This is a genomic window from Nonomuraea aridisoli, from assembly GCF_003236395.1.
GTDB lineage: Bacteria > Actinomycetota > Actinomycetes > Streptosporangiales > Streptosporangiaceae > Nonomuraea > Nonomuraea aridisoli.
Map to the genome: position 1 here is coordinate 35,861 of NZ_POUD01000008.1, position 23,951 is coordinate 59,811.

Sequence of the window (23,951 nt, forward strand, 5' to 3'; positions counted from 1 at the left end):
CGTGTGCCAAGGTAGAGGAGTGCGGCGCATCTATCCCGACATACAGGACAACCCAGACATCGTGCAGGCGTACGCCTACCCTGACGACCGGCCGTGGCTGCGGCTCAACATGGTCGTCAGCGCCGACGGCGCGGCCTGGCTCGATGGGCGCTCGGGAGGGTTGTCGAGCAAGGGCGACAAACGGATCTTCCAGACCCTGCGCGGGCTGGCCGACGTGGTGGTCGCCGGCGGCGCGACCGTGCGCAAGGAGGGCTACGGCCCGGTCCCGCCGCGCGCGTCGTGGGCCGAGCTCCGCCAGGGGCGGCCGGAGGTGCCGCCCATCGCGGTGATCTCCCGCAGCCTCGCGCTCGACCTCGACGGGCCGCTGTTCACCGACGCCCCGAGCCGGACGATCGTCATCACCTGCGAGCACGCGCCGCTCGACCGGCGCAGGCTGGCGGCCCAGCGGTCCGACCTGATCGTGGCCGGCGACGAGTGCGTCGACATGAAGCTCGCCGTCGCCGGGCTCCACGAGCGGGGGCTGACCAGGCTGTTGTGCGAGGGCGGGCCCCGCGTCAACGCCCAGCTGTCGGCCTGCGACCTGGTCGACGAGCTGTGCCTGTCGATCAGCCCGCTGCTGGTCGGAGGCGACGCGGCGCGCATCCAGAACGGCGAGCACGCGAAGGTGCCACTCAGTCTCAGCCAGGTGCTGGAGGAGGAGGGGGTCCTCTTCTGCACGTACACGAGGGAGCGCAGAGATGACCGAGCCGACGACGCAGTCTGAGCACCCCGCGACGCCGGAGGAGCCGGAGCCGGTTCCCCATCTGCCGGTGCGGCCGCCGGTGCCGCCGATGCTGGCCAAGCCGGTCAAGGCCATGCCCAAGCAGGACGGCACGCTCTTCTACGAGCCGAAGTGGGACGGCTTCCGCTGCATCGTGTTCCGCGACGGCGAGGAGGTCTATCTCGGCAGCCGCAAGGAGCGGCCGTTCACGCGCTACTTCCCCGAGCTGATCGAGGCGGTCAGGGCCGAGCTGCCCGAAAGATGCGTGGTCGACGGCGAGATCGTGCTGCCCATGGGGTCGCAGCTCGACTTCGACGCGCTGCAGCAGCGCATCCACCCCGCCAAGTCGCGGGTGCAGATGTTGTCGGAGCGCACACCCGCCCAGTTCGTCGCCTTCGACCTGCTGGCGCTGGGCGACGAGTCGCTGATGGAGCTGCCGTTCGCCGAGCGGCGGGCGCGGCTGGAGGGCCTGTTCCCGGAGAAGGGCGGCTCGATCCGGCTGACCCCGGTGACGACCAGCGACGCGCAGGCGGCCGAGTGGTTCGACACGTTCGAGGGGGCCGGGCTCGACGGCATCATCGTCAAGCCGGGCGACCAGCCGTACGTCCCCGACAAGCGCACGATGTTCAAGGTCAAGCACGAGCGCACGGCCGACGTCGTGGTCTGCGGCTACCGCGAGCACAAGTCGGGCCCGGTGGTGGGCTCGCTGCTGCTCGGCCTCTACGGCGACGACGGGCGGCTGCACCACGTGGGCGTGGCGGCGTCGTTCCCGATGAAGCGCCGGGCCGAGCTGGTCGAGGAGGTCAAGCCGTACATCGCGGAGCTGAGCGAGCACCCCTGGGGCCACTGGGCCGAGCAGGCGGCGGCCAACATCGGCCAGCCGGCCGCCGGGCCGGCGACGGGCGGGCAGCGGGTGCCGGGCGCGGTGTCACGGTGGAACGCCAAGAAGGACCTGTCGTTCATCCCGCTGCGGCCGGAGCTGGTGATGGAGGTGGCCTACGACCAGATGGAGGGCGACCGGTTCCGGCACACGGCGCAGTTCCGGCGGTGGCGGCCCGACCGCACGCCCGAATCGTGCACGTATGAGCAGTTGGAGCGTCCAGTGAGTTACAACCTGGACGACATCCTTGCCCGGTAGCGCACATTGGCGTTATATCTCGACATGTGACTACTGGTGATGAGCTCAAGGCGGCCGTGTCCGCCCGGCGCGACCTCGGGCCCGAATTCGAGGACGCCGTCGTGGAGTCGTTCCTCGACAAGATGGGCCAGGAGATCGATCGCCGGGTGGACGAACGCCTGGCCGCCTCCCCCGCGGCCGGCAAGGCGGCGGTGGGCGGGCCCAACCAGGCTCAGCGGCTGGCTCTGGCGATCGTCTCGATCTCGCTCGGCACGGTGGCCACGCTCGTGCTCACCATCCTCGGCGACGGGCGCGAGATGATGGTGATCCCCATCTGGGTCGGGATGCTCGTGATCAACGCGATCTTCAACGGGTCGAAGGGCCGCGGCTAGACATTCCATCCCGAATCTGTGGTATTCCTGCCTGGGATGGGCCCCGTACCACCTGAGCGGGAAGTCCGGCGGGCCCGCGTTCTAGAAAGAGGCCAGGCGACGATGGAGGCGTCAGAGACCCAGCGTGCGGTGGCCGCGGCCCTGTCGATCGCCTCCTCACTCGGCCTGACCGCCGACGACGCGATCGTCCTGCACGACTCGAACAAGCTCACGCTGCGCCTGCTGCCCTGTGACGTGCTGGCCCGGGTGGCCCCTGCGGCCCATCAGGTCGCGGATTTCGAGGTCGAGCTCGCTCAGCGGCTCGCCGAGTCCGGGTGCCCGGTGGCCGCCCTCGACCCTCGAGTGGAGCCACGGGTCCACGAGCGCGACGGTTTCGTGGTCACGCTGTGGACCTACTACGAGCCGGGGTCACGCCGGGAAATCTCACCGGCCGACTACGCCGAGGCCCTCGATCGGTTGCATGCCGGCATGCGCAAGCTCGATGTCGCGACCCCGCACTTCATGGATCGCGTCGAGCACGCTCTGCGGCTCGCGACGGACCGCGACCGTACTCCGGAGCTCGCCGACGACGACCGGGAGCTGCTCGTCGGCGCGCTGCGCACGCTGAGGCGACTGATCGGCGAGCATGGTGGGCCCGAACAACTCCTGCACGGCGAGCCGCACCCGGGCAACCTGCTCACCACGAAGAACGGGCTGCTCTTCATCGACCTCGAGACATGCTGCCGGGGGCCGGTCGAGTTCGACCTCGCCCACGCGCCCGACGAGGTCGGCGAGCACTATCCGGGCGTCGACCAGCAGTTGCTGCGCCAGTGCCGGATGCTCGTGCTGGCGGTGATCACGACGTGGCGCTGGGATCGAGGCGACCAGCTCCCCGACGGGCGCCGGCTGGGCGTGGAGTGGCTCACCCGGCTTCGGGCGTCGCTCGATCAGGAAGGGCTGGACGTCCACGGCTGATCCGCCCGGATCGCCGTGATCCTTTCCCGGCCGCAGCGTGGGCCCGCGGGGTCGAGCCCCGTCACGTCAGCAGGGGGCGCCAGCGGTCGGCCGACTCGATCATGTCGAGGCTGACGCGTTCCAGGAACGACGCCGTCTTGGCCAGCCGTTGCCCGACGGGGCTGTCGAGCCCGAAGCTCTCGGCCGCCGCCATCGTCGCCCGCACCGTCTCGAGGGTCTGCCGCCTGCTGATCAGGACGGAGCGGTACCAGGCGTCGTTGTCGATCACGTAGATGTCGCGACGGCGCCGCGAATCGCGCTCGCGCCGGGCATACCCGTGCTGGACCAGGTAGTTCACCGCCACGGAGACGGAGGCCGGGCTGACGTTGAGCCTGCGGCGCAGCTCGCCGGCGGTGCGTCTGCCGTCCGGGGCCAGCATCAGGTCGTGGTGCACGCGCGCGGCCGTCCTCGGCATCCCCGCTCTGACTGCCATCTCGATGAGCTCCTGTTCCATCGTGGCGACCGGCGGTGCGGCCGCCTGCGGGGGCGCCGGTGTGCCGCGCCGGGCCCGCTGGATCGTCGCCTCGTGCGCCTGCTGGGGCCGGTAGCCGGCGGGGCCGCCGTTGCGGGCGATCTCCCGGGTGATCGTCGAGGTCGGCCGGTCGAGCCGTCTGGCGATCTCGCGGTAGGAGAGTCCGTCGGCGAGTCCGGCCGCGATGCGCCGGCGGTCCTGCTGGGTCAGTCGTCCTCCTGGCATGCCTTCAGTGTTGCCTTAGCGGCCATTCATTGCAACAGGGTGTTGCTTTCGGGCGCAGTGTCATTGCGCCAATTTATCGCTTTCTAGCTGCGCAAACGCGTTTCTTTCGATTGACGCGAGCCTGAACGCAACGTAGCTTTCGAGCAGCAAAAAACACGTACTATCGTGAAACAAGGATGGTCATGGCTGAATCTCTCCACACCGTCGAGAACGAGATCAACACGGACGGCGGGCCCGCGGCCGGGCAGGATCGCCCGGAGCTGCGGAAGGCCCTCCAGGAGTTCGTCGATGCCGGTTTCGCCGGGATGCAGCTGCGCGTGCACGACGAGCGGGGCGAGTGGGCCGGCAGCGTCGGGGTGCGCGAGCTGGGCGAGGACGCCGAGCCGCCGGCGGACGGGCGGTTCCGGATCGGCAGCAGCACCAAGACCTTCACCGCGACCCTGGTGCTGCAGCTGGTGGCCGAGGGCAGGATCGGGCTGGACACTCCGGTGGACGACCACCTGCCCGAGTTCGGGCTGGACCGGCGGATCACGGTGCGGATGCTGCTCCGGCACACCAGCGGGGTGTTCAACCACACCGGCGAGCTCGACCCCGACGGGACGTTCGTGCCGGGGGTCCCCTCGGTGGGGCAGGAGTGGGTGGACAACCGGTTCCGCACCTACCGGCCGGAGGAGCTCGTACGGCTGGCGCTGTCCAAGCCGGCGCGGTTCGAGCCGGGGACGGACCAGAGCTACTCCAACACCAACTACACGCTGGCCCTGCTGCTGGTCGAGAAGGTCACCGGCCGCTCGTACGCCGAGGAGATGCGGCGCCGGATCCTGGACCCGCTCGGACTGTCGGGCACCGTGGTGCCGGGCGCCCAGACGGAGATCCCCGGGCCGCACGCCCACGGCTACTACCGGTACGAGGACGCCGGCCAGTGGAAGGTGGTCGACGTCACCCGCCAGAACCCCTCCCTGCTGCCCGGCACCGGTGACCTGATCTCGACCACCCGGGATCTCCACACGTTCGTCTCAGCCCTGATGGGCGGCGAGCTCCTGCCGGCCCCGCTGCTGGCCGAGATGCGCGAGCCGCACGGGAGGCTCGGCTACGGCCTCGGGCTGTTCGTGCAGGACCTGGGCCCCGACTGCGGCGGCACCGTCTTCCACCACAACGGCAGCACCCTGGGGTACGGGGCGCTGATGTACGGCACGCCCGACGGCGGCAAGACCCTGACCGCCTCGCTGACCACCGGGGACGCCGCGATCGACGTGCTGCAGGTGTTCCCGAAGGCGCTGGAGAAGCTCGTGAAGGCGGTGTTCTGCGGCGGGCACGCCGGGACCACGCCGACTCGGTAGACGGAACCCGGCACCGCGGAACGGGCCCATCGCGGTGGTGCACCCCGTCATCGACGATGGGGCCCGGAAGCTGAACGCCCGGCCTCTCCACGAAGGCCCGCGCGTGGCCGATCGGCGCAGGTCTTTCCGGTACTGACCGCGGCGACCCGGTACCGGCCGGCCGGTCAACCGTTCATCGACCGGCTAGTCGAGCCAGATGAGCCCCGCGAAGCGTCCGCCGGGTTGTTCGCGGCGGTGGGAGTAGAGCTCCTGCGACTCGATCGTGCAGCGTGCGTCATGGCGCACCTCGGCCAGCCCCGCCGCGCGCAGCTGCGCCTCGATGCCGGCCCGCAGGTCGAGCGCGGGCGTGCCCCACGACGTGGTCGACCACGTCTGCGGCACCCTCCCGGCCACCCGCTCGCGCAGGTCGGCGGGCACCTCGTAACAACGGCCGCACGCGCCCGGCCCGATCAGCGCGACCATGCGCTCCGGCTGGGCGCCCTTGGCCGCCATGGCCTCCACCAGCGCCGTCGCGATGCCCGCCTCCGTGCCGGGGCGGCCGGAGTGGGCGGCGCCGACCATGCGGGCCACCGGGTCGGCCACCAGCACGGCGGGGCAGTCGGCGCCGAGCGAGGCGAGGGCCAGCTTCGGCTCGGTGGTGAACACGCCGTCGAGCGGGGGCGGGTCGTCGCCGAACGGCTCGCTCACGTACGCGACCTCCGCGCTGTGGACCTGGCGCATGAACACCACGGCCCGCACCCCCAGCTCGGCGGCCACGCCGGCGCGGTTGGCGCGCACGGCGGCGGGGTCGTCCCCGACCGCGCCGCCGAGGTTGCGGGAGCCGTACGGAGGGGCGCTGACCCCTCCGTGACGATCGGTGACGGCGACGCGGACGCCGGGGGCCAGCTGCATGGCTCCGATCCTAGGACACCTCAGCGGCCCTGCCAGCTGACGCTCTCCTTGGCCAGGAACGCGGGCACGGCGGCGTGGAAGTCGGCGCTGCCGAAGACCTCGGCCACGATGTCGTCGCCGTCCGGCAGGCCGGCCACCCGCAGCCGCCTGACGGCCTCCTTGGCCGCCCACATCGACAGCGGCGCGTGCGACAGCAGCCGTTCCTCCATCTCGGCCTGGACGGCGGGCAGGTCGCCTGGCTCGCACAGCTCGGCGGCGAACCCGGCCGCGTGGGCCTCCTCCCCGGTGTAGAGGCGGGCGCGCAGCAGCATGTCGAGCGTCCGCGCGGGGCCGAGGTGGTGGACGAGCAGGGAGTAGGTGTTCATCGACAGGCAGTTGCCGAGCGTCCGCGCGATCGGCGCCCCGAACCTGGCCTCCGGCACGGCCAGCCGCAGGTCGCACGCGGCCGCCAGGATCAGGCCCGCGCCGACGCAGTAGCCCTGGACGACGGCCAGGGTGGGCACCCTGACACGTTCGAGCCGGTCGACGACGCGCTGGATGCGGCGTTCGTAGGCGACGCCGTCGGCGCCGTCGGTGAACGCGGCGAACTGGGAGATGTCGGTGCCGGACACGAACGCCCGCTCCCCCGCGCCCGACAGGACGAGCAGCCTGATGCCGGGGTCGGCGTCGGCGCGTTCGCAGGCGTCGTACAGGCCGTCCCACATGGCCCAGGTCAGGGCGTTGTGGCGGTCGGGCCGGTTGAACACGACCCGCAGCACCGGGCCGTCGGCGGTCACGAGTAAGTCGCTCACATGATCTCCTTCCCCTTCCATGCTGCCCGTTCCGGCCTAGCGTGGATCACATGAGACGACGAGGAGGGACCCGATGACGAGCCTTGCCGACCTGAACGCCCTGATGGAGCGCCTCGGCCACCCGGTGGTCCGGGCCGCCGCCGAGTCCGGCGCCCGTTTCGCCGACGGGGCGCCGTACCGGTTCGAGATCCCCAGCGTCGAGGGGCCCGCCGTGCTGGAGGCCGTGGTGACGGAGGCGGACCGGCTCGGGGTGCCGGTCGCCCGTACCTCTCAGGGCAGCGGCGTGATGATGCTGACCGACGACGAGATCCGGCGCATGGCGCGGATCGGGGCCGAGCGCGGCATCGAGGTCAACCTGTTCCTGGGGCCGCGCGCGGCCTGGGACACCGGCGGCCAGGCCAAGCTCACCCAGGCCGTGGGCGCGGCGGCGCGGGGCAACGCGATGGTCGCGGCGTGCGTGGCCGACGCGCTGCGGGCCTGCTCGCTCGGCATCCGCAGCCTGCTCGTCGGCGACCTCGGCACGCTGGAGGTGCTGCGCACGCTCAAGGAGGACGGCACACTCCCGGCCGGTCTGGTGCTGAAGACGTCGGTGCTGCTGCCGCTGACGAACGGCCCGACGGCCGCGATCTACGAACGGCTCGGCGCGACCACCGTGAACGTGGGCACCGACCTGACGATCCCGCACCTTGCGGAGATCCGGGCCGCGACCGGGCTGCCGATCGACCTCTATCTGGAGGTGCCCGACGACCAGGGCGGGTTCGTGCGCTTCTACGAGGCGGTGGAGATCGTCCGGGCCGCCGCACCCGTCTATCTGAAGATGGGCCTGCGCAACGCGCCCAACATCTACCCCTCCGGCGGCCACCTCGGCGTGGTGCCGCAGGAGCTCGGCCGCGAGCGGGTGCGCAGGGCGGCGCTGGCGCAGCGTCTGATCGAGCAGCTCGACCCGGAGCTGGGCAAGCCGTCCCCGGCGTCGGACACCGGGGTCCCCGAGATCTAGACGTCCCGGTTTCTCCAGGCGTTCCGGCTTCTTCAGGCGTGCAGGCGGTGGATCGTGAGCGGCCCGCCGCCCCAGCGCCCGATCGCCTCCTCGTCGGCGAAGGCGAGCACGCGCATCATGTTGCCGCCGTCGCTGCGGGCGACGTTGCGGCGCAGCCGCTTGGTCAGGTCGGGGCGCAGCGCGGTGGTGCCGGCCTCGATCGTGTCGCCGTAGTGGTGGGCGAAGGCGACACCCGCGAAGCCGGTACGGGCCAGCAGCGTGCGCACGGTCTTCGAGGAGTAGAACATCAGGTGGTTCTTGGTGAACCCGCTCCACTTCGACCCGTACGCCTTCAGCAGCAGCGACTGGGCGTTCACGGTGAGGATGAGCAACACGCCGCCGGGCGCGAGCAGGCTCCTGAACTTCGTGAAGTCCTCCAGCGGCCGGGGCAGGTGCGCGAGCACCGACCACAACGTGATCAGGTCGAAGCGGCCGGCGGCGATCTCGGGCACGTCCTCGGGCGCGCCGAAGTAGGTACGCGCCCGGCTGAGCCGCTGGTTGGCCTGCTCGACCGACTCGGGCGACAGGTCGACACCGTAGGCGTCGAAGCCGCGCTGCTCGGCCAGCTCCAGGAACAGCCCGACGCCGGAGCCGAAGTCGAGCAGCCGGCGTTCCTTGCCCTCGTCGAAGACCGGCGAGAACGCCTTCATCGTCAGGTCGTAGCGGCGCTGGCGGTTGGCGGCGTACTTGCCGCTCAGGAAGTTGCTGTAGCCGGAGGCGTACAGGTCGCCGAGGCGTTCCGGCCGCACGTTCGGGTTGCGGTAGAGGAAGCCGCAGGAGGGGCAGCGGACGACGTGGTAGCGCCAGCCCTTGCCCGTGCCGCCGGTCGGGACGAAGAGCGGCTGCTGGCGGGACTCCCCGCACATCATGCAGCTCAGGAACTCCTCGATCTCGCCGAGCGTCCGCAGCTTCCGGTACTCCTCCAGCGTCATCACCGGCGCCCGCCTGATCAGCCACTGCCACTGCGCCTCACGGACGAGCCGCTCACCCGGGCGCACGTACACCCGCTGTCCCCACGGGACGCGGTCGTAACGGGAGCCGTACGCCAGTCTGCCGAGCCATCTGTATGCCATCGCCACCACCCTGCGACCGGTTGTGCCCCTGCACTATTGCGACTAAGCGTCACCGTTCGTGCGCTTTACGCGATGTTTGTGGTACGCGCCGTCTGTCCGACTGTAGGCGAGATACTTGAGCAAGCATATGCTTGGTTTCGGGCGTCTGTTCCAGCCGTGAACGCCTGGCCGAAAGGTGGCTCTTGTCCCCCGTACAGTCGGATAGATTTACCGGTCATGAGCGAGTGGATCACGGACCGTCCCGAGCTGTCCGAGGAGGCCGCCCACTCCCGCGCCTCCGTGCTGCGCAGCCGCGCCGAGTCGTACATCGCGCTGGGCCGGCACGACGCGGCCATCGCGGACCTGACCGAGTCGATCGCGCTGGTGCCGGAGAACGCCCGCGCCTGGCGGCTGCGCGGCGAGAGCCACCGCGTCACCGAGCGGTACGACGCCGCGTTAGAGGACTTCGACGAGGCCCTGAAGCTGGAGCCGGACAGCGCGTACGCCCTGGGCTCGCGCGGGCAGACGTACGCGGCCATGGGCCGGCTGGAGGAGGCCATGGACGACTTCGAACACGCGCTCACCCTCTCGCCCGACTCGCTGTGGATCCTGGAGGCCAAGGCCGACGCGCTGGCCGATCTCGACCGGCTGGACGAGGCCCTGGAGACGCACACCAAGATCATCGCCTTGGACGAGAGCCTCGCGTACTCGTGGGTGGCCCGCGGCGACCTCTACCAGCGGATGCAGCTCTACCCCGAGGCCGTCGACGACTACGCCAGGGCGCTGGAGGCCGAGCCGGAGCACGTGCGGGCGCTGAGCAGGCGGGGCGAGGCGCTGCGCATGCTCGACCGCTACGAGGAGGCGCTGACGGACCTGAACCGGGCCCTGGAGCTCGACCCGGGCAACGACCGCGCGCTCGGCAGCCGGGGCGCGGTGCTGAGCGAGCTGGGTGACAACGAAGCCGCGCTGGCGGACCTGGACAAGGCGATCGAGCTCGACCCTGACTACATCTGGGCCTACCGGGTGCGCGGCGAGATCCTGCAGGAGCTCGACCGGCACGAGGAGGCCGTCTCCGACTTCACCCGGGCTCTCCACCTGCAGTTCGGCGACTGATCCGGGCCAGCCACTGGAGGGCCGCCGGGGCCGCGCGCATGGCGGTGATGTGGCCGTCGCCGGGCAGCAGGCGCAGCTCGGCCGACGGGCAGCGGCCGGCCAGCCACCTGCCGTGCGCGCTCGGGATGACCCGGTCCTGGTCACCGTGCAGGATCAGCGCCGGGGCGGTCACCTCGGCGGGGTCGCAGCCCCACGGGGCGACATAGGCCAGGTCGTCGTCGATCTGCCCGCCGGAGCCGCCGGCCAGCGCGGCTGCGACGACCTCGCCGAACCAGGACCAGTCTTCTTCCAGCGCGGCGTGGTCCTCGGGGGTGAACATCTCCGGGTCGTACCCGGCCGACGCCTGGTGGCGCTCCAGCTCGGCCCGTCCCCGCAGGGCGGCGCGGAGCCCGGCCGCGCCGGAGGCGTACATGCCCGCGAACCAGTCGAGGCCCTCGGCCCCGTACGGCGCCGGCGCGGACACGCTGACCGCGGCCGTCACCCGCTCACCCAGCAGCGCCGCACAGGCCAGGGCGTGCGCTCCACCGCCTGAATGCCCCATGACGGCGAAACGCCCGATCCCCAGCGCGTCGGCGACCCGCTCCCCCAGAACGGCCGCCGATGCCAGCCCCCGCCCCGGCCACGGCGTCGAACCACCGTAACCAGGCCGGTCGTACGCCACCCAGCGCAGCCCCAGCCGCCTCGCCTCGTCCATCAGCGGCTCCGGCGGCGCCCCGACGTTCGGCGTCCCGTGGTGCCAGAGCACCGCCAACAGTCCCTCATCCTCAGGCGCGGCATCGTAGACCCGCACTCTGCGCCCGCCCCCGAGCGCCACGTCGAACTCCCGCACCGGGACCTCCCCTCGCCGTCCCCGGCGACCCTAAAGCACGCCCCCGACAAAATCCGGCGCCCAGCGCTTCCGCCCGTCCACGCGAACCCCAAGAGGTCGCGAACCGGCAACCGGATGCGTTGAGGTGGGCGTGGACCACCACGGTGAGGTCGGCGCGGAAGCGGTCACCGTCCGGGTCCGGCGGCGACCGCCCGACCGAGCACGACCCCCCGCGTATCGGCCCCTTTCCGCAGGCAGGCGAACGGCGGCCCCCTCGACCACAAGCGAGGGAAGAGGCGCACATTAGCGCCACGCACGCGTTCTACGACGTTTTGACGTCGATGTTGCCCGACAGCCCGCGACCGCCTGCCACCCGCAGACGCATCGGACCCGCGTACCCCAGGGAGACGTCCACGACGCCCGGAGCTCTTCCACGCCATGAAAGGACACCCGGGGCCCGCTGCCCCGCCATCAGGCCACCCCCGGGGCCGCTACCCCGCATCAGGCGGTGCCTTCCTTGGGCCTCCCCCGGGGTCCGGTCAGGGCGGCAGGTGCCTGTCACAGGGACAGCAGGGCGCTGACCGGGAGGCGGGTGTCCGACAGCGGGCGAACGGCGATGCGGAGCAGCGCCAGCGCGTTGTCGTCGCCCGCGATGCGGTTGGCGCTGAGCCCTCCGCACGACTGGCAGTGATGGATGATCAGCCACTCCCCGTCCGGCCGGACGGTGACGCTCAGCGCCGTCATCCGGCCCCGGCAGGCCGCCCGCCGATCCCCGGGGATCCGGTGGTCGACGTGCAGGCTCGTCAGGCAGTGCGGGCAGTGGTTGCGGTGTGCGGTGCCCGGCGCGATCATCGGCACGTCCAGACGGCAGCCGACGCAGCGGAACGCGTCGCCGGCCTCTCCGTGGTGCTCCCTCTTGCGCCGCTGCGGCCGTACCCGGCTCGGGTTGCGTCGAGGCATGTCACAGGTCCCCGAACGTCTCAAGCGGGAACGGCGGCTGTGCCAGCGGCCGGACGGCCATGCGGATGAGGATGAGCCGGTTGTCGTCCCCGCAGACGGGGTTCGACGTCAGCTCGCCGCACCGGACGCAGCGATGGATGACCATCCAGTCGCCGGTACGCAGGACCGCGATCGAGATGGGCGTCATCCGCGCCCCGCACTCGGAGGGGCCGCCCTCCACGCGGTCCACGACGTGCCGCGAGTGCAGGCAACTCGGGCAGTGATTGCGACGAGAGCCGTCCGGTGCACTCGCACCGACCGTAAGACCGCAACGTACGCACGTGAAGGTCTCGGTGATGATGGGTTTGGCAGACAACCTCGGTACTCCTTGCCGAAAGTGATCGTTCTCGAAGCAGCAAGGAAGCGCCCGAACGAGCCTCGCAACGGCGCGTGCGTCCAGTACGGCAGAGCATCCACCCGGTCGGTCGGCCGGACATCGCATCTCTGACGCCGCAGATCGACGGCGTCTGCCTGACGGAGCCGGTGCCGGTGGCTAGGGTGTCGCCGCTCAGACGGCGTCCCCCTGGCCGCATCGATCCGGCCGACGTCAGCCCGACGGCCTGGAACGGCCCGCATCAAACGGACCGATCCGCCGCCGCAGCCGACGTCACACATCGGACCGCACCAACCGGACGTCGCAACCGAACGCCCCCGGTCGCACGTAACCGACCAGGCAGCACAACCGGCCGCACTGATGCCGAACCGCACCGACCGGACGTTCCAGCCAGAGACACCGCAGGTCAGACGTCACCGACGGGACGATGTCGCCAGGCGACGCGATCAGCCGCACGGGCCGAAGCACACCGACCGAACGCACAACCAGACGCCGCAAATCGCACACCGCCGACGGGACGGCGCTGCATCCCATCGGTCGCAACGCGGCGAACCCGACGTGGCAGGCCCGACGGCGCCGGCCTGAACGACGCCGGCCTGACAGCGTGCATCAGACGGCACCGATCCGGCGACGCAGCCGAGCATCGCGGATCCGACGCGCCAATCCGACAGTACTGCGTTGTCACAGGCGGATGCCGCAGGTCGAACACCGCCGACGAGGCAGACCAGCCGGCAGCGCCGACGGGCATTCCGTCAGCCGCACGAGGCCAGTGCCGCGCCGACCGCATGACGCCGCACGATCATCGGGTCGGTCAGTCCCCGTCCATGAACGGTTCGGACAGTCCCGGTCCCCGTCCGACGGCACGGCCGGATGGTTCCCGACCGACGGCACGATCTGACGATCCCCGTCCGACGGCACAGGCCGAACGGCGCTGGTCCGACGGTTCCGGTCCGACTGCAGGGTCGGATGGTTCGGGTCCGACGGCACGGGTGCGCGGGGTCGGTCAGGCGGTGCTGGGGTCGCGGCGTGGGCCGTTGGTGGTGTGGCGAGGCGCGCTGGGCGCGGGGCCGGGCATCAATACACCCCTTCTTCGGGCGCGAACGGCCCGGATACTCCACCGATGGGACGTCAGCGAGCGTAACGACGCCCACAGGCGTCCCGCCACTGGTTTTCCGGCCGGTCCGGCGGGTTTGGCTATAGCGCGTTGTGGCAGGAGATATCGCGACAAAGGGGGACAAAAGGGAATGAGCAATCCGCAACAGCCAGAGCTTCGCAGGTCCGGCAAGGCCAGCAGCGTCTCCAAGTCCGCGGACGCCGCCCGCGAGACCAAGGGAGCCGCCAAGCGCGCCGCCGCCCACCCGCACGGCACGGACAAGGGCGGCAAGGGCGGAGGCAAAGGCGGAGGCGTTCCGCCGGCCCAGCGACCGAACCATCCGGGGTGACGAGCGTGAAGGGAAGCCTGCAGTTCATCGGCAACGCGACCACGCTGATCCGCTACTGCGGCATCACGCTGCTGACGGATCCGAACTTCCTGCACCAGGGGCAACGGGCGCACCTGGGCTACGGCCTGACCTCACGCCGCCTGCACGACCCCGCGGTGGAGATCGAGGACCTGCCAGTCATCGACGCGGTGATCCTCTCGCACCTGCACGGTGACCACTGGGACCGCGTGGCGCGCAAGAACCTGGACAAGGACACACCCGTCATCACCACCACCTCGGCGGCGGGCAAGCTGCGCAGGCGCGGCTTCAAGCGCAGCGTGGGGCTGGAGAACTGGCAGCAGCACGAGCTGCGCGGCCCCGGCGGCACGGTGACGATCACCGCCCTGCCCGCCAAGCACGCGCCCGGCCCGGTGGCGGGGCTGCTGCCGCCGGTGATCGGCACGATGCTGGAGTTCTGCGGCCCGGAGGGGCTGGTGGAGCTGCGCATGCTGATCAGCGGCGACACGCTGCTCGACCGCCGCCTCGACTCGATCCCGCGCCGCTTCCCCGACATCGACCTGGCGCTCGTGCACCTGGGCGGCACCAAGCTGCTCGGCTCGCTCCTCGTCACCATGGACGGCCGGCAGGGCGCCGCGTGGGTGGACCTGATGGACCCGCACGCGGTCGTGCCGATCCACTACGACGACTACACGGTCTTCAGCTCACCGCTGGACGACTTCCGCCGCCACATCGAGCAGGCCGGCCTGGCCGACCGGGTCGTCTATCTGGAACGGGGCGAGACCCGCGAGCTCGCGCCGCACCGCCTCGTCAGGCACTGACCGGGGTCAGGTGTCGGACCTGGCCTTGCTCGGCTGCACCCGCTTGGGCTCGCCCGGCATCTTCGGATAGTTGGGCGGGTACGGCATGTCGCCGCGGTCGTCCTCTGCGTACATCCGCAGGAGCGGCTCGATGGAGTGGGCGTGGTCGTCGATGGCCGCGTGCACGTCGCCGACCTCGGCGAACCGGGCCGGCATCGTGCGGATGTCGAAGTCGCGCGGGTCGGCGTCGGCCAGCTCGTCCCAGGTGAGCGGGGCCGAGACCGGGGCGTGCGGCCGGGCCCTGACGGAGTAGGCGCTGGCCACCGTGCGGTCGCGGGCGTTCTGGTTGAAGTCGATGAAGACGCGGTCGCCGCGCTCCTCCTTCCACCAGGCCGTGGTCACCAGGGCGGGGTCGCGCGCCTCGACGGCCCTGGCCAGGGCGATGCCGGCGTGGCGTACGTCGATGAAGTCCCAGCGCGGCTCGATGCGCACGGCGATGTGGACGCCGCGGTTGCCGGACGTCTTGACGTAGCCGGTCATGCCGAGCTCGCCGAGCACCTCCCTGGTCAGGAAGGCGGCCTGGCGGGCGGCGTCGAACTCCAGGCCCGGCTGCGGGTCGAGGTCGACGCGCAGCTCGTCGGGGTGCTCGACGTCGGCGGCGCGCACCTGCCAGGGGTGGAAGTCGATGGTGCCGAGGTTGGCGCAGTAGGCGATGGCGGCGACCTCGGTGACGCGCAGGGACTGCGCCGTGCGCCCGCTCGGGAACGTCACGGTCACCGACTCCAGCCAGTCGGGGTGCCGCGGCGGCATGCGTTTCTGGTAGATGGCCTCGGTCTGCACGCCGTCGGGATGGCGCTTGATGTTGGTCGGCCGGTCCTTGAGCGCGCGCAGCGCCCCCTCGCCGACGCTCACGTAGTATTCGACCAGCTCGCGCTTGGTCGCGCCGATCTTCGGGAAGTAGACCTTGCCGGGATTGGTGACCTTGACGGTCCGCTCCCCCACCTCGAGCTCGATGTACGGCGATGCCATGCCCCCGAACCTACTCCCCCGGTCCGACAACCCGGCGGTAGGCGGGGTGGGCCCGTCCCGGAGCCGCCGCGGTGGCGGGACCGGGGGCTCGACGGGACGAGCCACCAGACCGTCCGCCGCCGTTCCGGGCGCTGGCGCGCCACCCGGCCGGCCCCTCACGATCCCCGCGGCTCCAGCACGGGCGTGGGCTGCGCCGCTCGGCGGGATCTTGGCGGACGATCTCACCCCTTGCAGGAGGCGATGACACCCCCTTGCCTACAAAGACGCGAATTCGCCCCAGAACGGATGCTTCACCCTGCGGAGATCTCTTTTTGCCACCATCTCGTACTCTGGACGCATGGAGAAGGTCGTCAAGAGCGAGGCGGAGTGGCGGGCCGAGCTGTCGCCCGAGGAGTACCACGTCCTCAGGGAAGCCGGCACCGAGCGCCCGTTCACGGGGGAATACGTCGACACCAAGACCGAGGGCGTCTACTCGTGCCGTGCCTGCGGCGCGGAGTTGTTCCGGTCGGACACGAAGTTCGAGTCGCACTGCGGATGGCCGAGTTTCTTCGAGCCGTCCGAGTCCGACGCGGTGCGGCTGATCGAGGACCGCAGCCTCGGCATGGTGCGCACGGAGGTGCGCTGCGCCCGCTGCGACTCCCATCTCGGGCACGTCTTCCACGGCGAGGGCTACCCGACGCCCACCGATGATCGTTACTGCATCAACTCGATCTCGCTGCGCCTCGAACCCAAGCCCTGACGCGCGGGCGAACGTCCCGGTCCCGGGTCAGCCGGGATCGGGACGGGTGACCCGGCACGTGCGGTCGGCGGGGCCGAGGATGTTGGCGAGCACCGGGTTGCCGTTCCCGCCGGCTTTCGCGTGCACGAACACCACCGGGTCGGCCACGCCGCGGCTGCGCAAATAGTGCAGGCCGCGCTCGCACAACATGATCGCCGCAGTGGAATTGTCCGCGCTGTCCGGCAAATCCGTATAAATCCGCAAATATCCGCCGACCGTGCGGATGTCCCTGAGGCGCTTCAGCGCCTTGTCGCGCGACCCCCACGTCGTACGGAAGAACTCCGCCGCCTGCGGGTCGGTGTGCGCCGAGAACACACCGCCGGAACCCGGTGAGGCGGACGCACCGGCCACCATGCCCGGTGAGGCGGAAGAGGCGGAAGGGGACGCGGGCCTGCCGGTCTCGCGCGGCCGGTCCTCCTCCCGCGCCCCGGCACGCCCGGACGGCCCCGACGACCCGCCCCGGCCGTCCTGCGCGTCAGCGGGCACGCGCCCGGGAGGACCGTCCGGCCCGGCGGCGGACCCGGAGGCGGCCGGTGACGCGCCGAGCGTGGCGTCGCCACCGGACGTGCCGTGGACCACGAGCAGCACCGCCGCCCCGCCGGCCAGCGCACCCGCCGCCCAAAGACCTCTCCCCCTGCGGCGCCGCGCGTGCCGGGAACGCCCCGCCGCGTGGCGTCCGCGCTTCCGGGAGTCCGTCACCCCGCCCCCTCCGTGGAACGTGCCAGCCGATCGGCGACCCCCTGATTGTGGCAAACGGGGTAGATCAATTCAGCGAGACAGCCGACTCGGCGGGCGAAGGCTCCGGGCGTTCCGGCTAGGGCAGGGCGGCGACGATCTCCCGGACCGGCTTGCGGGCGCCGGTGTAGAACGGGATCTCGACCCGCGTGTGGCGGCGGGCCTGCGCGCCCCGCAGCGTGCGCATGAGGTCGACGATGCGGTGGAGCTCGTCGGCCTCGAACGCCAGCATCCACTCGTAGTCGTTGAGCGAGAAGCACGCGACGGTGTTGGCCCGCACGTCGGGGTAGTCGCGCGCCATCCGGCCGTGCTCGGCGAGCATCGCCCGGCGCTCGGAGTCGTCGAGGAGATACCACTCGTAGGAGCGCACGAACGGGTAGACGCTCACGTAGGCGCGCGGCTCCTCCTCGGCGAGGAAGGCCGGGATGTGCGACTTGTTGAACTCGGCCGGCCGGTGCAGCGCCATCGCCGACCAGACGGGCCTGGTGTGGCGGCCCAGCTCGGTGCGCCGGAAGCGGGCGTAGACGTCCTGGAGGTCCTCCGGCGTCGGCGCGTGCCACCAGAACATGAGGTCGGCGTCGGCCCGGAACCCCGCCACGTCGTAGACCCCCCTGGTCACGACGTCTTTCCCGGCGGCCTGGTCGAGCAGCTCCTGCACCTCGTCGGCCAGGCCGTCGCGGTCGGCCGGGCAGGGCCCGGTCGACTGGAAGACCGACCACATCGTGTAACGGATCACCTGGTTGAGATCGCGGGCCTTCGGCCGCGGAGCGCCCTCTGTCATGGTCACTATTCTCCTCGCAGGTCGAGGTGGTCCAGAATCCGGGCCGCGGCCGTACGGGCGGTGCCGATGCACGCCGGGATGCCGATGCCGTCGTAGGCCGCCCCGCACACCGCCAGGCCGGGCTCCACCGCCACCGCGGCGCGCACCCTGGCCACCCGGTCGAGGTGGCCGACGTTGTACTGCGGCAGCGCGCCGCCCCAGCGGGTGACCCGGGAGTCGAGCGGCAGGCCGCGCGCGCCCATCACGTCGGCCATCTCGGCCGTGGCCAGCGACACCAGCTCGGTGTCGTCGCGCTGGAGCAGGTGCTCCTCGCCCAGCCGGCCGATCGAGCAGCGCAGGATCACCAGGTCGTTGGCCAGGTGGGGCCACTTCACCGAGCTGAACGTGACGGCCTTGACCGGCCGCCGCTCGACGGGCGGCACGAGGTAGCCGCTGGAGGCGGGCGGCTCGGGGAAGGCGTCGACGGGGTAGGCCAGCGTGACGACCGCCATGCTCGCGTACTGGATCCTGGCCAGCTCGGCGGCGGCCCGGGGCACGTCGGCCTTGAGCAGCCTGCTGGAGGCGGGACCGGGCGTGGCCACGATGACGGCGTCGGCCTCGATCGTCTCCGGCCTGGGCACGGGGCCTGCGACCAGCCGCCACCCGGATGCGGTGCGGCGCAGCTCGCGTACGGTGACGCCGGTGCGCACGTCGGCGCCGGACGCCTTGGCGACCGCCTCGGGCAGGCCGCCGACGCCGTTGCGCAGCGTGGTGAAGACGGGGCCGGCGTCCTTCGGCGTCTCCTCGGCGAGCCGGCGGGCCGCGCTCAGCAGCGAACGCTCCGAACGCGCCACCGCCGCCACGCGCGGCATCGTCGCCTCCAGCGACAGCAGGTCGGCGCGGCCGGCGTAGACGCCGCCGAGCAGCGGCTCGACCAGCCGCTCGACGACCTCGCCGCCCATGCGGGCCCGGATGTAGGCGGCCACGGACACGTCGGTGCGGACGAGGGTGGCCGGCAGGATCTGGTCGAGCGGCACGCGCAGCAGCCCGCCGGGCGAGATGATGCCCGACTTCGCCAGCTCGGCGAGGTCGGACGGCACGCCCATGACCTGGCCCTTGGGCAGGTGGTGCAGGGCGCCCCGGCTGTAGACGGCCGAGCGCGTGGTGCCGGGGAAGACCAGGTCGTCGTCGAGCCCCACGGCCCTGGCCAGGTCTCTGCCCTCGGGGCGGCGGGCCAGCATGGCCTCGGCGCCCGCGTCCACGCTCACCCCGGCGACCTCCGAGGCGTACAGCTTGCCGCCGATGCGCGGCGACCCTTCGAGCACGGTCACCTTGACCCGCTCGCCCGCGCCCTGGCGGAGATACCATGCGGCGGCGAGACCCGAGATCCCTCCGCCGACCACGACCACGTGGGCTCGATTCCCTTCCACGCCTCCTGACGCTACCGTCTCAGGGGGGTGCCCGGCCGCGCGGGGCGTGTGACCGTACCGTGATCGTCTCCGTCAAACCACCCCGAACCGGCAGCCGTCGTAAGGGCATGACGAGAATCCGGTACGGCATCGCGATCTCCTGCCTGGCGCTGCTGGCGGCCGGTTGCGGCGGTGGCGGCGCGACCATGCAGAGCACCGCGGGCGAGGCCGCGCCAGCCCAGTCCGAGACCCCCGCGATCGCACGCGCCCAAGAGAGCGACCGCACACCGCAGCGGCAGGAGTCCGGTGCGGACGGCGTCGTCTCCGACGTCACGGTCACCCGGCAGGAGCGCCAGGTGATCTACACCGGCAGCATGACCGTGCGCGCCCGGCAGGTCGCCACGGCCGCGCAGCAGGCCAAGCAGATCGTCACCGAGGCGGGCGGATACCTGAACAAGGAGGAGAGCGACTCGGCCGGCGGCACCGAGGACACGGCGTTGCTGGAGTTCAAGGTCCCGCCCGCGAAGTACGCCGAGGTGCTCGGCCGCCTGGGCAAGGAGCTGGGCAGGCAGCTGTCGTTACAGCAGGCCACCCAGGACGTCACCCTGCAGGTGGCCGATGTCGAGAGCCGGCTGAAGTCGGCGCAGCAGTCGCTGGAGTCGCTGCGTGAGCTGCTCGAGCGGGCCGACACGATCGGGCAGGTGCTGGACGTCGAGCGGGAGATCTCCGCCCGCGAGGCCGACCTGGAGTCGCTGCAGGCCCAGCAGAAGGAGCTGGCCGCGCAGGTCTCGATGGCCACGCTGACGCTGCGGCTGGTGGGGCCGGTCGCCGTGGTGGAGGACCCGTCGGAGGAGCCGGCCGGCTTCCTCGGCGGGCTGAAGGCCGGCTGGCAGGCCCTGGTCTCGGTGACGAAGACGGCGCTCACCGTGCTCGGCGCCCTCGTGCCGTGGCTGGCCGTGCTGCTCCCGCCGGTCGCCCTGGTCGTCCTTCTCGTACGCCGGGGCCGGCGGCACACGCCGCCGCCCGCTCCCGCGCCGGACCCCGAGGCCGGCTGACCGGCGTCGTTCAGAACGCTCAGAACTCGTGGACGAGGTCGGTCAGGCGCTTGAGCTGGTCGGGGTCGGTCGCGGGGAGCACGCCGTGGCCGAGGTTGAACACGTGGCCCTCGGCGGCCCGGCCGCGGCGCAGCACCTCGCGGGCCCTGCGCTCGACGACCTCCCACGGCGCCAGCAGGATCGCCGGGTCGAGGTTGCCCTGCAGCGCCTTGCCGGGGCCGACGCGGCGGGCGGCCTCGTCGAGCGGGACGCGCCAGTCGACGCCGACGACGTCGGCTCCGGCCTCGCCGAGCACGCCGAGCAGCTCGCCCGTGCCGACGCCGAAGTGGATGCGGGGCACGTCGGCGACGCCCTCGAAGATGCGCCGGGTGTGCGGAAGGATGAACTCGCGGTAGTCGTCGGGCGCGACCGTCCCCACCCAGGAGTCGAAGAGCTGCACGGCCGAGGCGCCCGCCGCGATCTGGATGCGCAGGTGCTCCAGCACGATGCCGGAGAGGCGCTCCATCAGCGCGTGCCACATCTTCGGCTCGCCGTACATCATGGCCTTGGTGCGGTCGTGGTTCTTCGACGGGCCGCCCTCGATGAGGTACGACCCGAGCGTGAACGGCGCGCCGGCGAAGCCGATCAGCGGCGTGCCGCCCAGCTCGCCGGTCAGCGCCTGGATCGCCTCGGTGACGTACGGCACGTCGCCGGGCTCCAGGGGACGCAGCGCCTCGATCGCCTTGACGTCGCGGACGGGCTCGGCCACGACGGGGCCGACGCCCGGCTTGATGTCGAGGTCGACGCCGATGGCCTTGAGCGGCACGACGATGTCGCTGAAGAAGATGGCCGCGTCGACTCCGTAGCGGCGTACGGGCTGCATGGTGATCTCGACGATCAGGTCGGGCGTCGAGCACGCGGTGAGCATCGGCACGCCCTCGCGGACCTTCAGGTATTCCGGCAGCGACCGCCCGGCCATGCGCATGTACCAGACAGGTGTGTACGGGACGGCCTGGCGGCGGCAGGCACGCAGGAAGGCGGAGTCGGCGAGGTTCACCCCACAAGGGTGCCACGGACGGGCACCGGTTCCGCCCCCGGACCGCCTGCGTCCGAGGGCCGGCCGCCGGCGTCCGCCCAGGTGGGAGCGGCGGCTGTCGCGGACGCGAGAGTGCGAGGTGTCGGAAAAAGATGCATTGGACACCCCAAATCATGATCAGATAGCCAGATGAAGGTTTACCGGTCTGCTCGGTGTCGGCATCGCGCGCGGGTCGAACACACCCCATGCCCGCCCAGAGAGCCGGTCTCGACTGGGCCAAAAGTTGCCCAAGCCACCGCGCGGCACCGATTCAGCCACCACTTTCGGGACACGCCGAGCGCGTTGCGGGGAATTGTCAGCGGCTCGTGCCAACGTCGGAGCCACGACCCGACGAAAGGCCCCGGTTCGATGTCTCGTGCGATGACCGCGTTGTGGAGTTCCCCAGAGCGCCGCAGTGGGCACTGCCCGTCCTGCGCCGGCGAGCGGCCGTTCGAGCAACCTCCCTGCGCCGACGGGCACGAGCCGGGCGAGTGCCCCGAATGGGCCTGCGCCGACTGCGGCCACGCGATCATGCTCGGCACCGCCGAGTCCACCCTTCCGGTTCGCCAGCTGGTTACGGCTGCGGCTTGATCACCAAGGATGAGCACCCCCGTGGTCCCCTTCCGTCCCACCTCGACCTACGCTTCGGCTATGACACTCGGTGACCAGCCGCCGCCTCCCGCCGCGTTCATCCGCGCGGCCGAGAGCCTGCGGTCGGCCGAGGTCAGGCCGGAGATCGAGCTGGAAGACCTGCCCGCGCCGCAGCGGCTGGCCCCCTATTCGGCCGCCATCGGCGCCTCGGTCTACCGCGACGACGACGAGCTCGCGGTCGGCCGGCTGATCCTCCTGTTCGACCCCGACGGCCAGCGCGGGTGGGAAGGCCCGTTCCGGCTGGTGGCCTACGTCAGGGCCGACATGGAGCCCGAGATCACCTCCGATCCGCTGCTGGGGCCGGTCGCCTGGAGCTGGCTGACCGATGCTCTCGACGCCCACCAAGCCGACTACTCCGCCGCTGGCGGTACGGTGACAAGAGCCGTGTCCGAGGGCTTCGGCAACAAGGCCGACGACCCGGTCACGACCGAGCTCGAGCTGCGGGCGTCGTGGTCACCCGCCCAGGAGGACCTCTCGGGGCATGTCGCCGCCTGGTGCGACCTCATGTGCCTGGCCGCCGGCATACCGCCGCTTCCGCCCGACGTGGCCGCCCTGCCGCGCCGACGTGATGATCCGGAGAGTGACCGAACGAAGTGAGGGCACCAGTCAAGACAGCACCAGCGTCATGAGGTCGGTGAGCTCATGACAGAAGAACGCACAGTGGAGCCGCTGCTCGAACCGCGCGAAGGCATCCCTCCGGTCGTCTCCGACGCCGCCGTTCTGGCCCAGGTCGTGGGGCGGTTCGCCGAGGGCGACGGGCCCGTCGCGGTCGACGCCGAGCGCGCTTCCGGCTACCGCTACGGCAACCGTGCCTATCTGGTCCAGCTGCGCCGGGCCGGGGCCGGCACCGCGTTGATCGACCCGATCGCCTGCCCCGACCTGTCGGCGCTCGACCGGGCGGTCGCCGACGCCGAGGTCGTGCTGCACGCCGCCTCGCAGGACCTGCCGTGCCTGCTGGAGGTGGGGTTCAGGCCCCGCCGCATGTTCGACACCGAGCTGGCCGGCCGGCTGCTCGGCTACGAACGCGTGGGCCTCGGCACGATGGTCGAGACCGTGCTCGGCCTGCGGCTGGAGAAGGGCCACTCGGCGGCCGACTGGTCCACCAGGCCGCTGCCGGAAGACTGGCTGCGCTACGCCGCACTCGATGTGGAGGTGCTGGTCGAGCTCCGCGACGTGCTCCACCGGCAGCTCGAGGAGAGCGGGAAGCTGGAGTGGGCGCGCGAGGAGTTCGCCGCCGTGCTGAACACCCCGCCGCCCGCGCCGCGCTCCGACCCGTGGCGGCGCACGTCCGGCATCCACAAGGTGCGCAACGTGCGCGCGCTGGCGATCGTGCGCGAGTTGTGGACGATGCGCGATCGGATCGCCCGTGAGGCCGATCTGGCGCCCGGGCGGGTGCTGCCCGACGCGGCGATCGTCACGGCCGCGCTGGAAGGGCCTCGCACGAAGAAGGCATTGACCGAAATTTCGGCATTCACCGGGAGAAGTGCGCGCAGGCACATGAGTGAGTGGCTCGCCGCGGTGGCACGGGCGCGGGCGCTGCCCGACAGCCAGCTGCCGCTGCCCAGCACGGCGGGCGACGGGCCGCCGCCGCCCAACCGCTGGGCCGACCGCGACCCGGCCGCCGCCAAGCGCCTGGCCGCCGCCCGCGCGGTGGTCGCCGCGCTGGCCGAGCAGCACCACATGCCCACGGAGAACCTCCTGCAGCCCGACGCCGTACGCCGGCTGACGTGGGAGCCGCCCGCCGAGATCACCGACGAGAGCGTGGCCGCCAGGCTGCGCGAGCTCGGCGCCCGCGAGTGGCAGCTCGGGCTCGCCGCCCAGCCCATCGCCAAGGCCCTGGCCAGGCTGGAGACGCGCAGCGAGCTCTGACGCCGCCGCCCCTCCCGCTCCGGCGTGAACGCCCACCGGAGCGGGAGTCCCG

25 protein-coding genes are annotated in these 23,951 nt (G+C 71.7%); 13 read left to right on the forward strand and 12 right to left on the reverse strand.

Going from position 1 to position 23,951, the window contains the following annotated elements:
* The first annotated feature begins 19 nt into the window (after window positions 1–19).
* The 4 genes from C1J01_RS03635 (at window position 20) to C1J01_RS03650 (ending at window position 3,223) form a co-directional block, all read left to right on the forward strand.
* On the forward strand, window positions 20–763 hold the full coding sequence (locus C1J01_RS03635; protein WP_111175944.1) for a pyrimidine reductase family protein: 744 nt from the start codon (window positions 20–22) through the stop codon (window positions 761–763).
* Window positions 738–1,898 (forward strand): ATP-dependent DNA ligase, encoded by a 1,161-nt coding sequence (locus C1J01_RS03640; protein ID WP_111175946.1) that lies wholly within the window; start codon window positions 738–740, stop codon window positions 1,896–1,898. Before C1J01_RS03635 ends, C1J01_RS03640 begins: the two co-directional genes overlap by 26 nt.
* Before the next feature lie 26 nt (window positions 1,899–1,924).
* Window positions 1,925–2,269 carry a hypothetical protein gene (locus tag C1J01_RS03645; RefSeq protein WP_111175948.1) on the forward strand — a complete coding sequence of 115 codons (345 nt, stop codon included), beginning with the start codon at window positions 1,925–1,927 and terminating at the stop codon, window positions 2,267–2,269.
* A 102-nt stretch (window positions 2,270–2,371) separates the two neighbouring features.
* Window positions 2,372–3,223 carry a phosphotransferase enzyme family protein gene (locus C1J01_RS03650; RefSeq protein WP_111175950.1) on the forward strand — a complete coding sequence of 284 codons (852 nt, stop codon included), beginning with the start codon at window positions 2,372–2,374 and terminating at the stop codon, window positions 3,221–3,223.
* 61 nt (window positions 3,224–3,284) lie between these two features.
* On the opposite strand, the gene C1J01_RS03655 is transcribed toward C1J01_RS03650, so the two are convergent.
* Window positions 3,285–3,959, reverse strand: coding sequence for a GbsR/MarR family transcriptional regulator (locus tag C1J01_RS03655; protein ID WP_181448556.1), 675 nt, complete (start codon window positions 3,957–3,959; stop codon window positions 3,285–3,287).
* 182 nt (window positions 3,960–4,141) lie between these two features.
* On the opposite strand from C1J01_RS03655, the gene C1J01_RS03660 reads away from it, so the two are divergent.
* Window positions 4,142–5,296, forward strand: a complete 1,155-nt coding sequence (locus C1J01_RS03660; RefSeq protein ID WP_111175952.1) for a serine hydrolase domain-containing protein — start codon at window positions 4,142–4,144, stop codon at window positions 5,294–5,296.
* 183 nt (window positions 5,297–5,479) lie between these two features.
* On the opposite strand, the gene pgeF is transcribed toward C1J01_RS03660, so the two are convergent.
* Entirely contained in the window at window positions 5,480–6,187 is a 708-nt protein-coding gene (gene pgeF / locus C1J01_RS03665) for a peptidoglycan editing factor PgeF (RefSeq protein ID WP_111175954.1), read from the reverse strand.
* Window positions 6,188–6,207: 20 nt separating this feature from the next.
* Window positions 6,208–6,978 (reverse strand): enoyl-CoA hydratase/isomerase family protein, encoded by a 771-nt coding sequence (locus C1J01_RS03670; protein WP_111175956.1) that lies wholly within the window; start codon window positions 6,976–6,978, stop codon window positions 6,208–6,210.
* A gap of 73 nt (window positions 6,979–7,051) precedes the next feature.
* Here C1J01_RS03670 and C1J01_RS03675 point away from each other — a divergent pair, with 73 nt between their 5' ends.
* The gene (locus C1J01_RS03675) at window positions 7,052–7,975 is read left to right on the forward strand and encodes a U32 family peptidase (RefSeq protein ID WP_220039715.1); all 924 of its coding nucleotides are present in this window, start codon (window positions 7,052–7,054) and stop codon (window positions 7,973–7,975) included.
* A gap of 32 nt (window positions 7,976–8,007) precedes the next feature.
* On the opposite strand, the gene C1J01_RS03680 is transcribed toward C1J01_RS03675, so the two are convergent.
* Window positions 8,008–9,087, reverse strand: a complete 1,080-nt coding sequence (locus C1J01_RS03680; protein ID WP_111175958.1) for a class I SAM-dependent methyltransferase — start codon at window positions 9,085–9,087, stop codon at window positions 8,008–8,010.
* 216 nt (window positions 9,088–9,303) lie between these two features.
* On the opposite strand from C1J01_RS03680, the gene C1J01_RS03685 reads away from it, so the two are divergent.
* Window positions 9,304–10,179 carry a tetratricopeptide repeat protein gene (locus C1J01_RS03685; protein WP_181448558.1) on the forward strand — a complete coding sequence of 292 codons (876 nt, stop codon included), beginning with the start codon at window positions 9,304–9,306 and terminating at the stop codon, window positions 10,177–10,179.
* Here C1J01_RS03685 and C1J01_RS03690 read toward each other — a convergent pair.
* The 3 genes from C1J01_RS03690 to C1J01_RS03700 all read right to left on the reverse strand — a co-directional run bounded on the left by C1J01_RS03690 (window position 10,145) and on the right by C1J01_RS03700 (window position 12,428).
* Window positions 10,145–11,008: an alpha/beta fold hydrolase gene (locus C1J01_RS03690; RefSeq protein WP_111175962.1), complete on the reverse strand. Its 864-nt coding sequence runs from the start codon at window positions 11,006–11,008 to the stop codon at window positions 10,145–10,147. The genes C1J01_RS03685 and C1J01_RS03690 overlap by 35 nt on opposite strands.
* A gap of 537 nt (window positions 11,009–11,545) precedes the next feature.
* Entirely contained in the window at window positions 11,546–11,947 is a 402-nt protein-coding gene (locus tag C1J01_RS03695) for an RNHCP domain-containing protein (protein ID WP_111175964.1), read from the reverse strand.
* Window position 11,948: 1 nt separating this feature from the next.
* Entirely contained in the window at window positions 11,949–12,428 is a 480-nt protein-coding gene (locus C1J01_RS03700) for an RNHCP domain-containing protein (protein WP_111175966.1), read from the reverse strand.
* A 1,136-nt stretch (window positions 12,429–13,564) separates the two neighbouring features.
* Between C1J01_RS03700 and C1J01_RS03705 the strand changes: the two genes are divergently transcribed.
* Both C1J01_RS03705 and C1J01_RS03710 read left to right on the forward strand, forming a co-directional pair.
* Window positions 13,565–13,762 (forward strand): hypothetical protein, encoded by a 198-nt coding sequence (locus tag C1J01_RS03705; RefSeq protein ID WP_111175968.1) that lies wholly within the window; start codon window positions 13,565–13,567, stop codon window positions 13,760–13,762.
* A gap of 5 nt (window positions 13,763–13,767) precedes the next feature.
* Window positions 13,768–14,580 carry an MBL fold metallo-hydrolase gene (locus C1J01_RS03710; protein ID WP_111176028.1) on the forward strand — a complete coding sequence of 271 codons (813 nt, stop codon included), beginning with the start codon at window positions 13,768–13,770 and terminating at the stop codon, window positions 14,578–14,580.
* A 6-nt stretch (window positions 14,581–14,586) separates the two neighbouring features.
* On the opposite strand, the gene ligD is transcribed toward C1J01_RS03710, so the two are convergent.
* Complete coding sequence (gene ligD / locus C1J01_RS03715) at window positions 14,587–15,588, reverse strand: non-homologous end-joining DNA ligase (protein ID WP_111175970.1); 1,002 nt, start codon at window positions 15,586–15,588, stop codon at window positions 14,587–14,589.
* A 337-nt stretch (window positions 15,589–15,925) separates the two neighbouring features.
* Here ligD and msrB point away from each other — a divergent pair, with 337 nt between their 5' ends.
* On the forward strand, window positions 15,926–16,327 hold the full coding sequence (gene msrB, locus C1J01_RS03720) for a peptide-methionine (R)-S-oxide reductase MsrB (protein ID WP_111175972.1): 402 nt from the start codon (window positions 15,926–15,928) through the stop codon (window positions 16,325–16,327).
* 27 nt (window positions 16,328–16,354) lie between these two features.
* Here msrB and C1J01_RS03725 read toward each other — a convergent pair whose 3' ends face one another.
* From C1J01_RS03725 to hemG, 3 genes are all read right to left on the reverse strand, one after another.
* Window positions 16,355–17,065, reverse strand: a complete 711-nt coding sequence (locus tag C1J01_RS03725; protein ID WP_146615459.1) for a hypothetical protein — start codon at window positions 17,063–17,065, stop codon at window positions 16,355–16,357.
* Between the two features lie 115 nt (window positions 17,066–17,180).
* The gene (gene hemQ, locus C1J01_RS03730; protein WP_111176032.1) at window positions 17,181–17,882 is read right to left on the reverse strand and encodes a hydrogen peroxide-dependent heme synthase; all 702 of its coding nucleotides are present in this window, start codon (window positions 17,880–17,882) and stop codon (window positions 17,181–17,183) included.
* A 5-nt stretch (window positions 17,883–17,887) separates the two neighbouring features.
* Window positions 17,888–19,291: a protoporphyrinogen oxidase gene (gene hemG / locus C1J01_RS03735; protein ID WP_235854235.1), complete on the reverse strand. Its 1,404-nt coding sequence runs from the start codon at window positions 19,289–19,291 to the stop codon at window positions 17,888–17,890.
* 107 nt (window positions 19,292–19,398) lie between these two features.
* On the opposite strand from hemG, the gene C1J01_RS03740 reads away from it, so the two are divergent.
* Entirely contained in the window at window positions 19,399–20,325 is a 927-nt protein-coding gene (locus C1J01_RS03740) for a DUF4349 domain-containing protein (protein ID WP_181448559.1), read from the forward strand.
* Window positions 20,326–20,344: 19 nt separating this feature from the next.
* Here the strand turns inward: C1J01_RS03740 and hemE are convergent, their stop codons facing one another.
* The gene (hemE, locus tag C1J01_RS03745) at window positions 20,345–21,337 is read right to left on the reverse strand and encodes a uroporphyrinogen decarboxylase (protein ID WP_268958572.1); all 993 of its coding nucleotides are present in this window, start codon (window positions 21,335–21,337) and stop codon (window positions 20,345–20,347) included.
* A gap of 693 nt (window positions 21,338–22,030) precedes the next feature.
* Between hemE and C1J01_RS03755 the strand changes: the two genes are divergently transcribed.
* A complete protein-coding gene (locus C1J01_RS03755) occupies window positions 22,031–22,627 on the forward strand; it encodes a DUF3000 domain-containing protein (protein WP_111175980.1) in 597 nt (198 codons plus the stop codon).
* Window positions 22,628–22,672: 45 nt separating this feature from the next.
* Window positions 22,673–23,899 (forward strand): HRDC domain-containing protein, encoded by a 1,227-nt coding sequence (locus C1J01_RS03760; RefSeq protein ID WP_111175982.1) that lies wholly within the window; start codon window positions 22,673–22,675, stop codon window positions 23,897–23,899.
* Window positions 23,900–23,951: the final 52 nt, after the last annotated feature.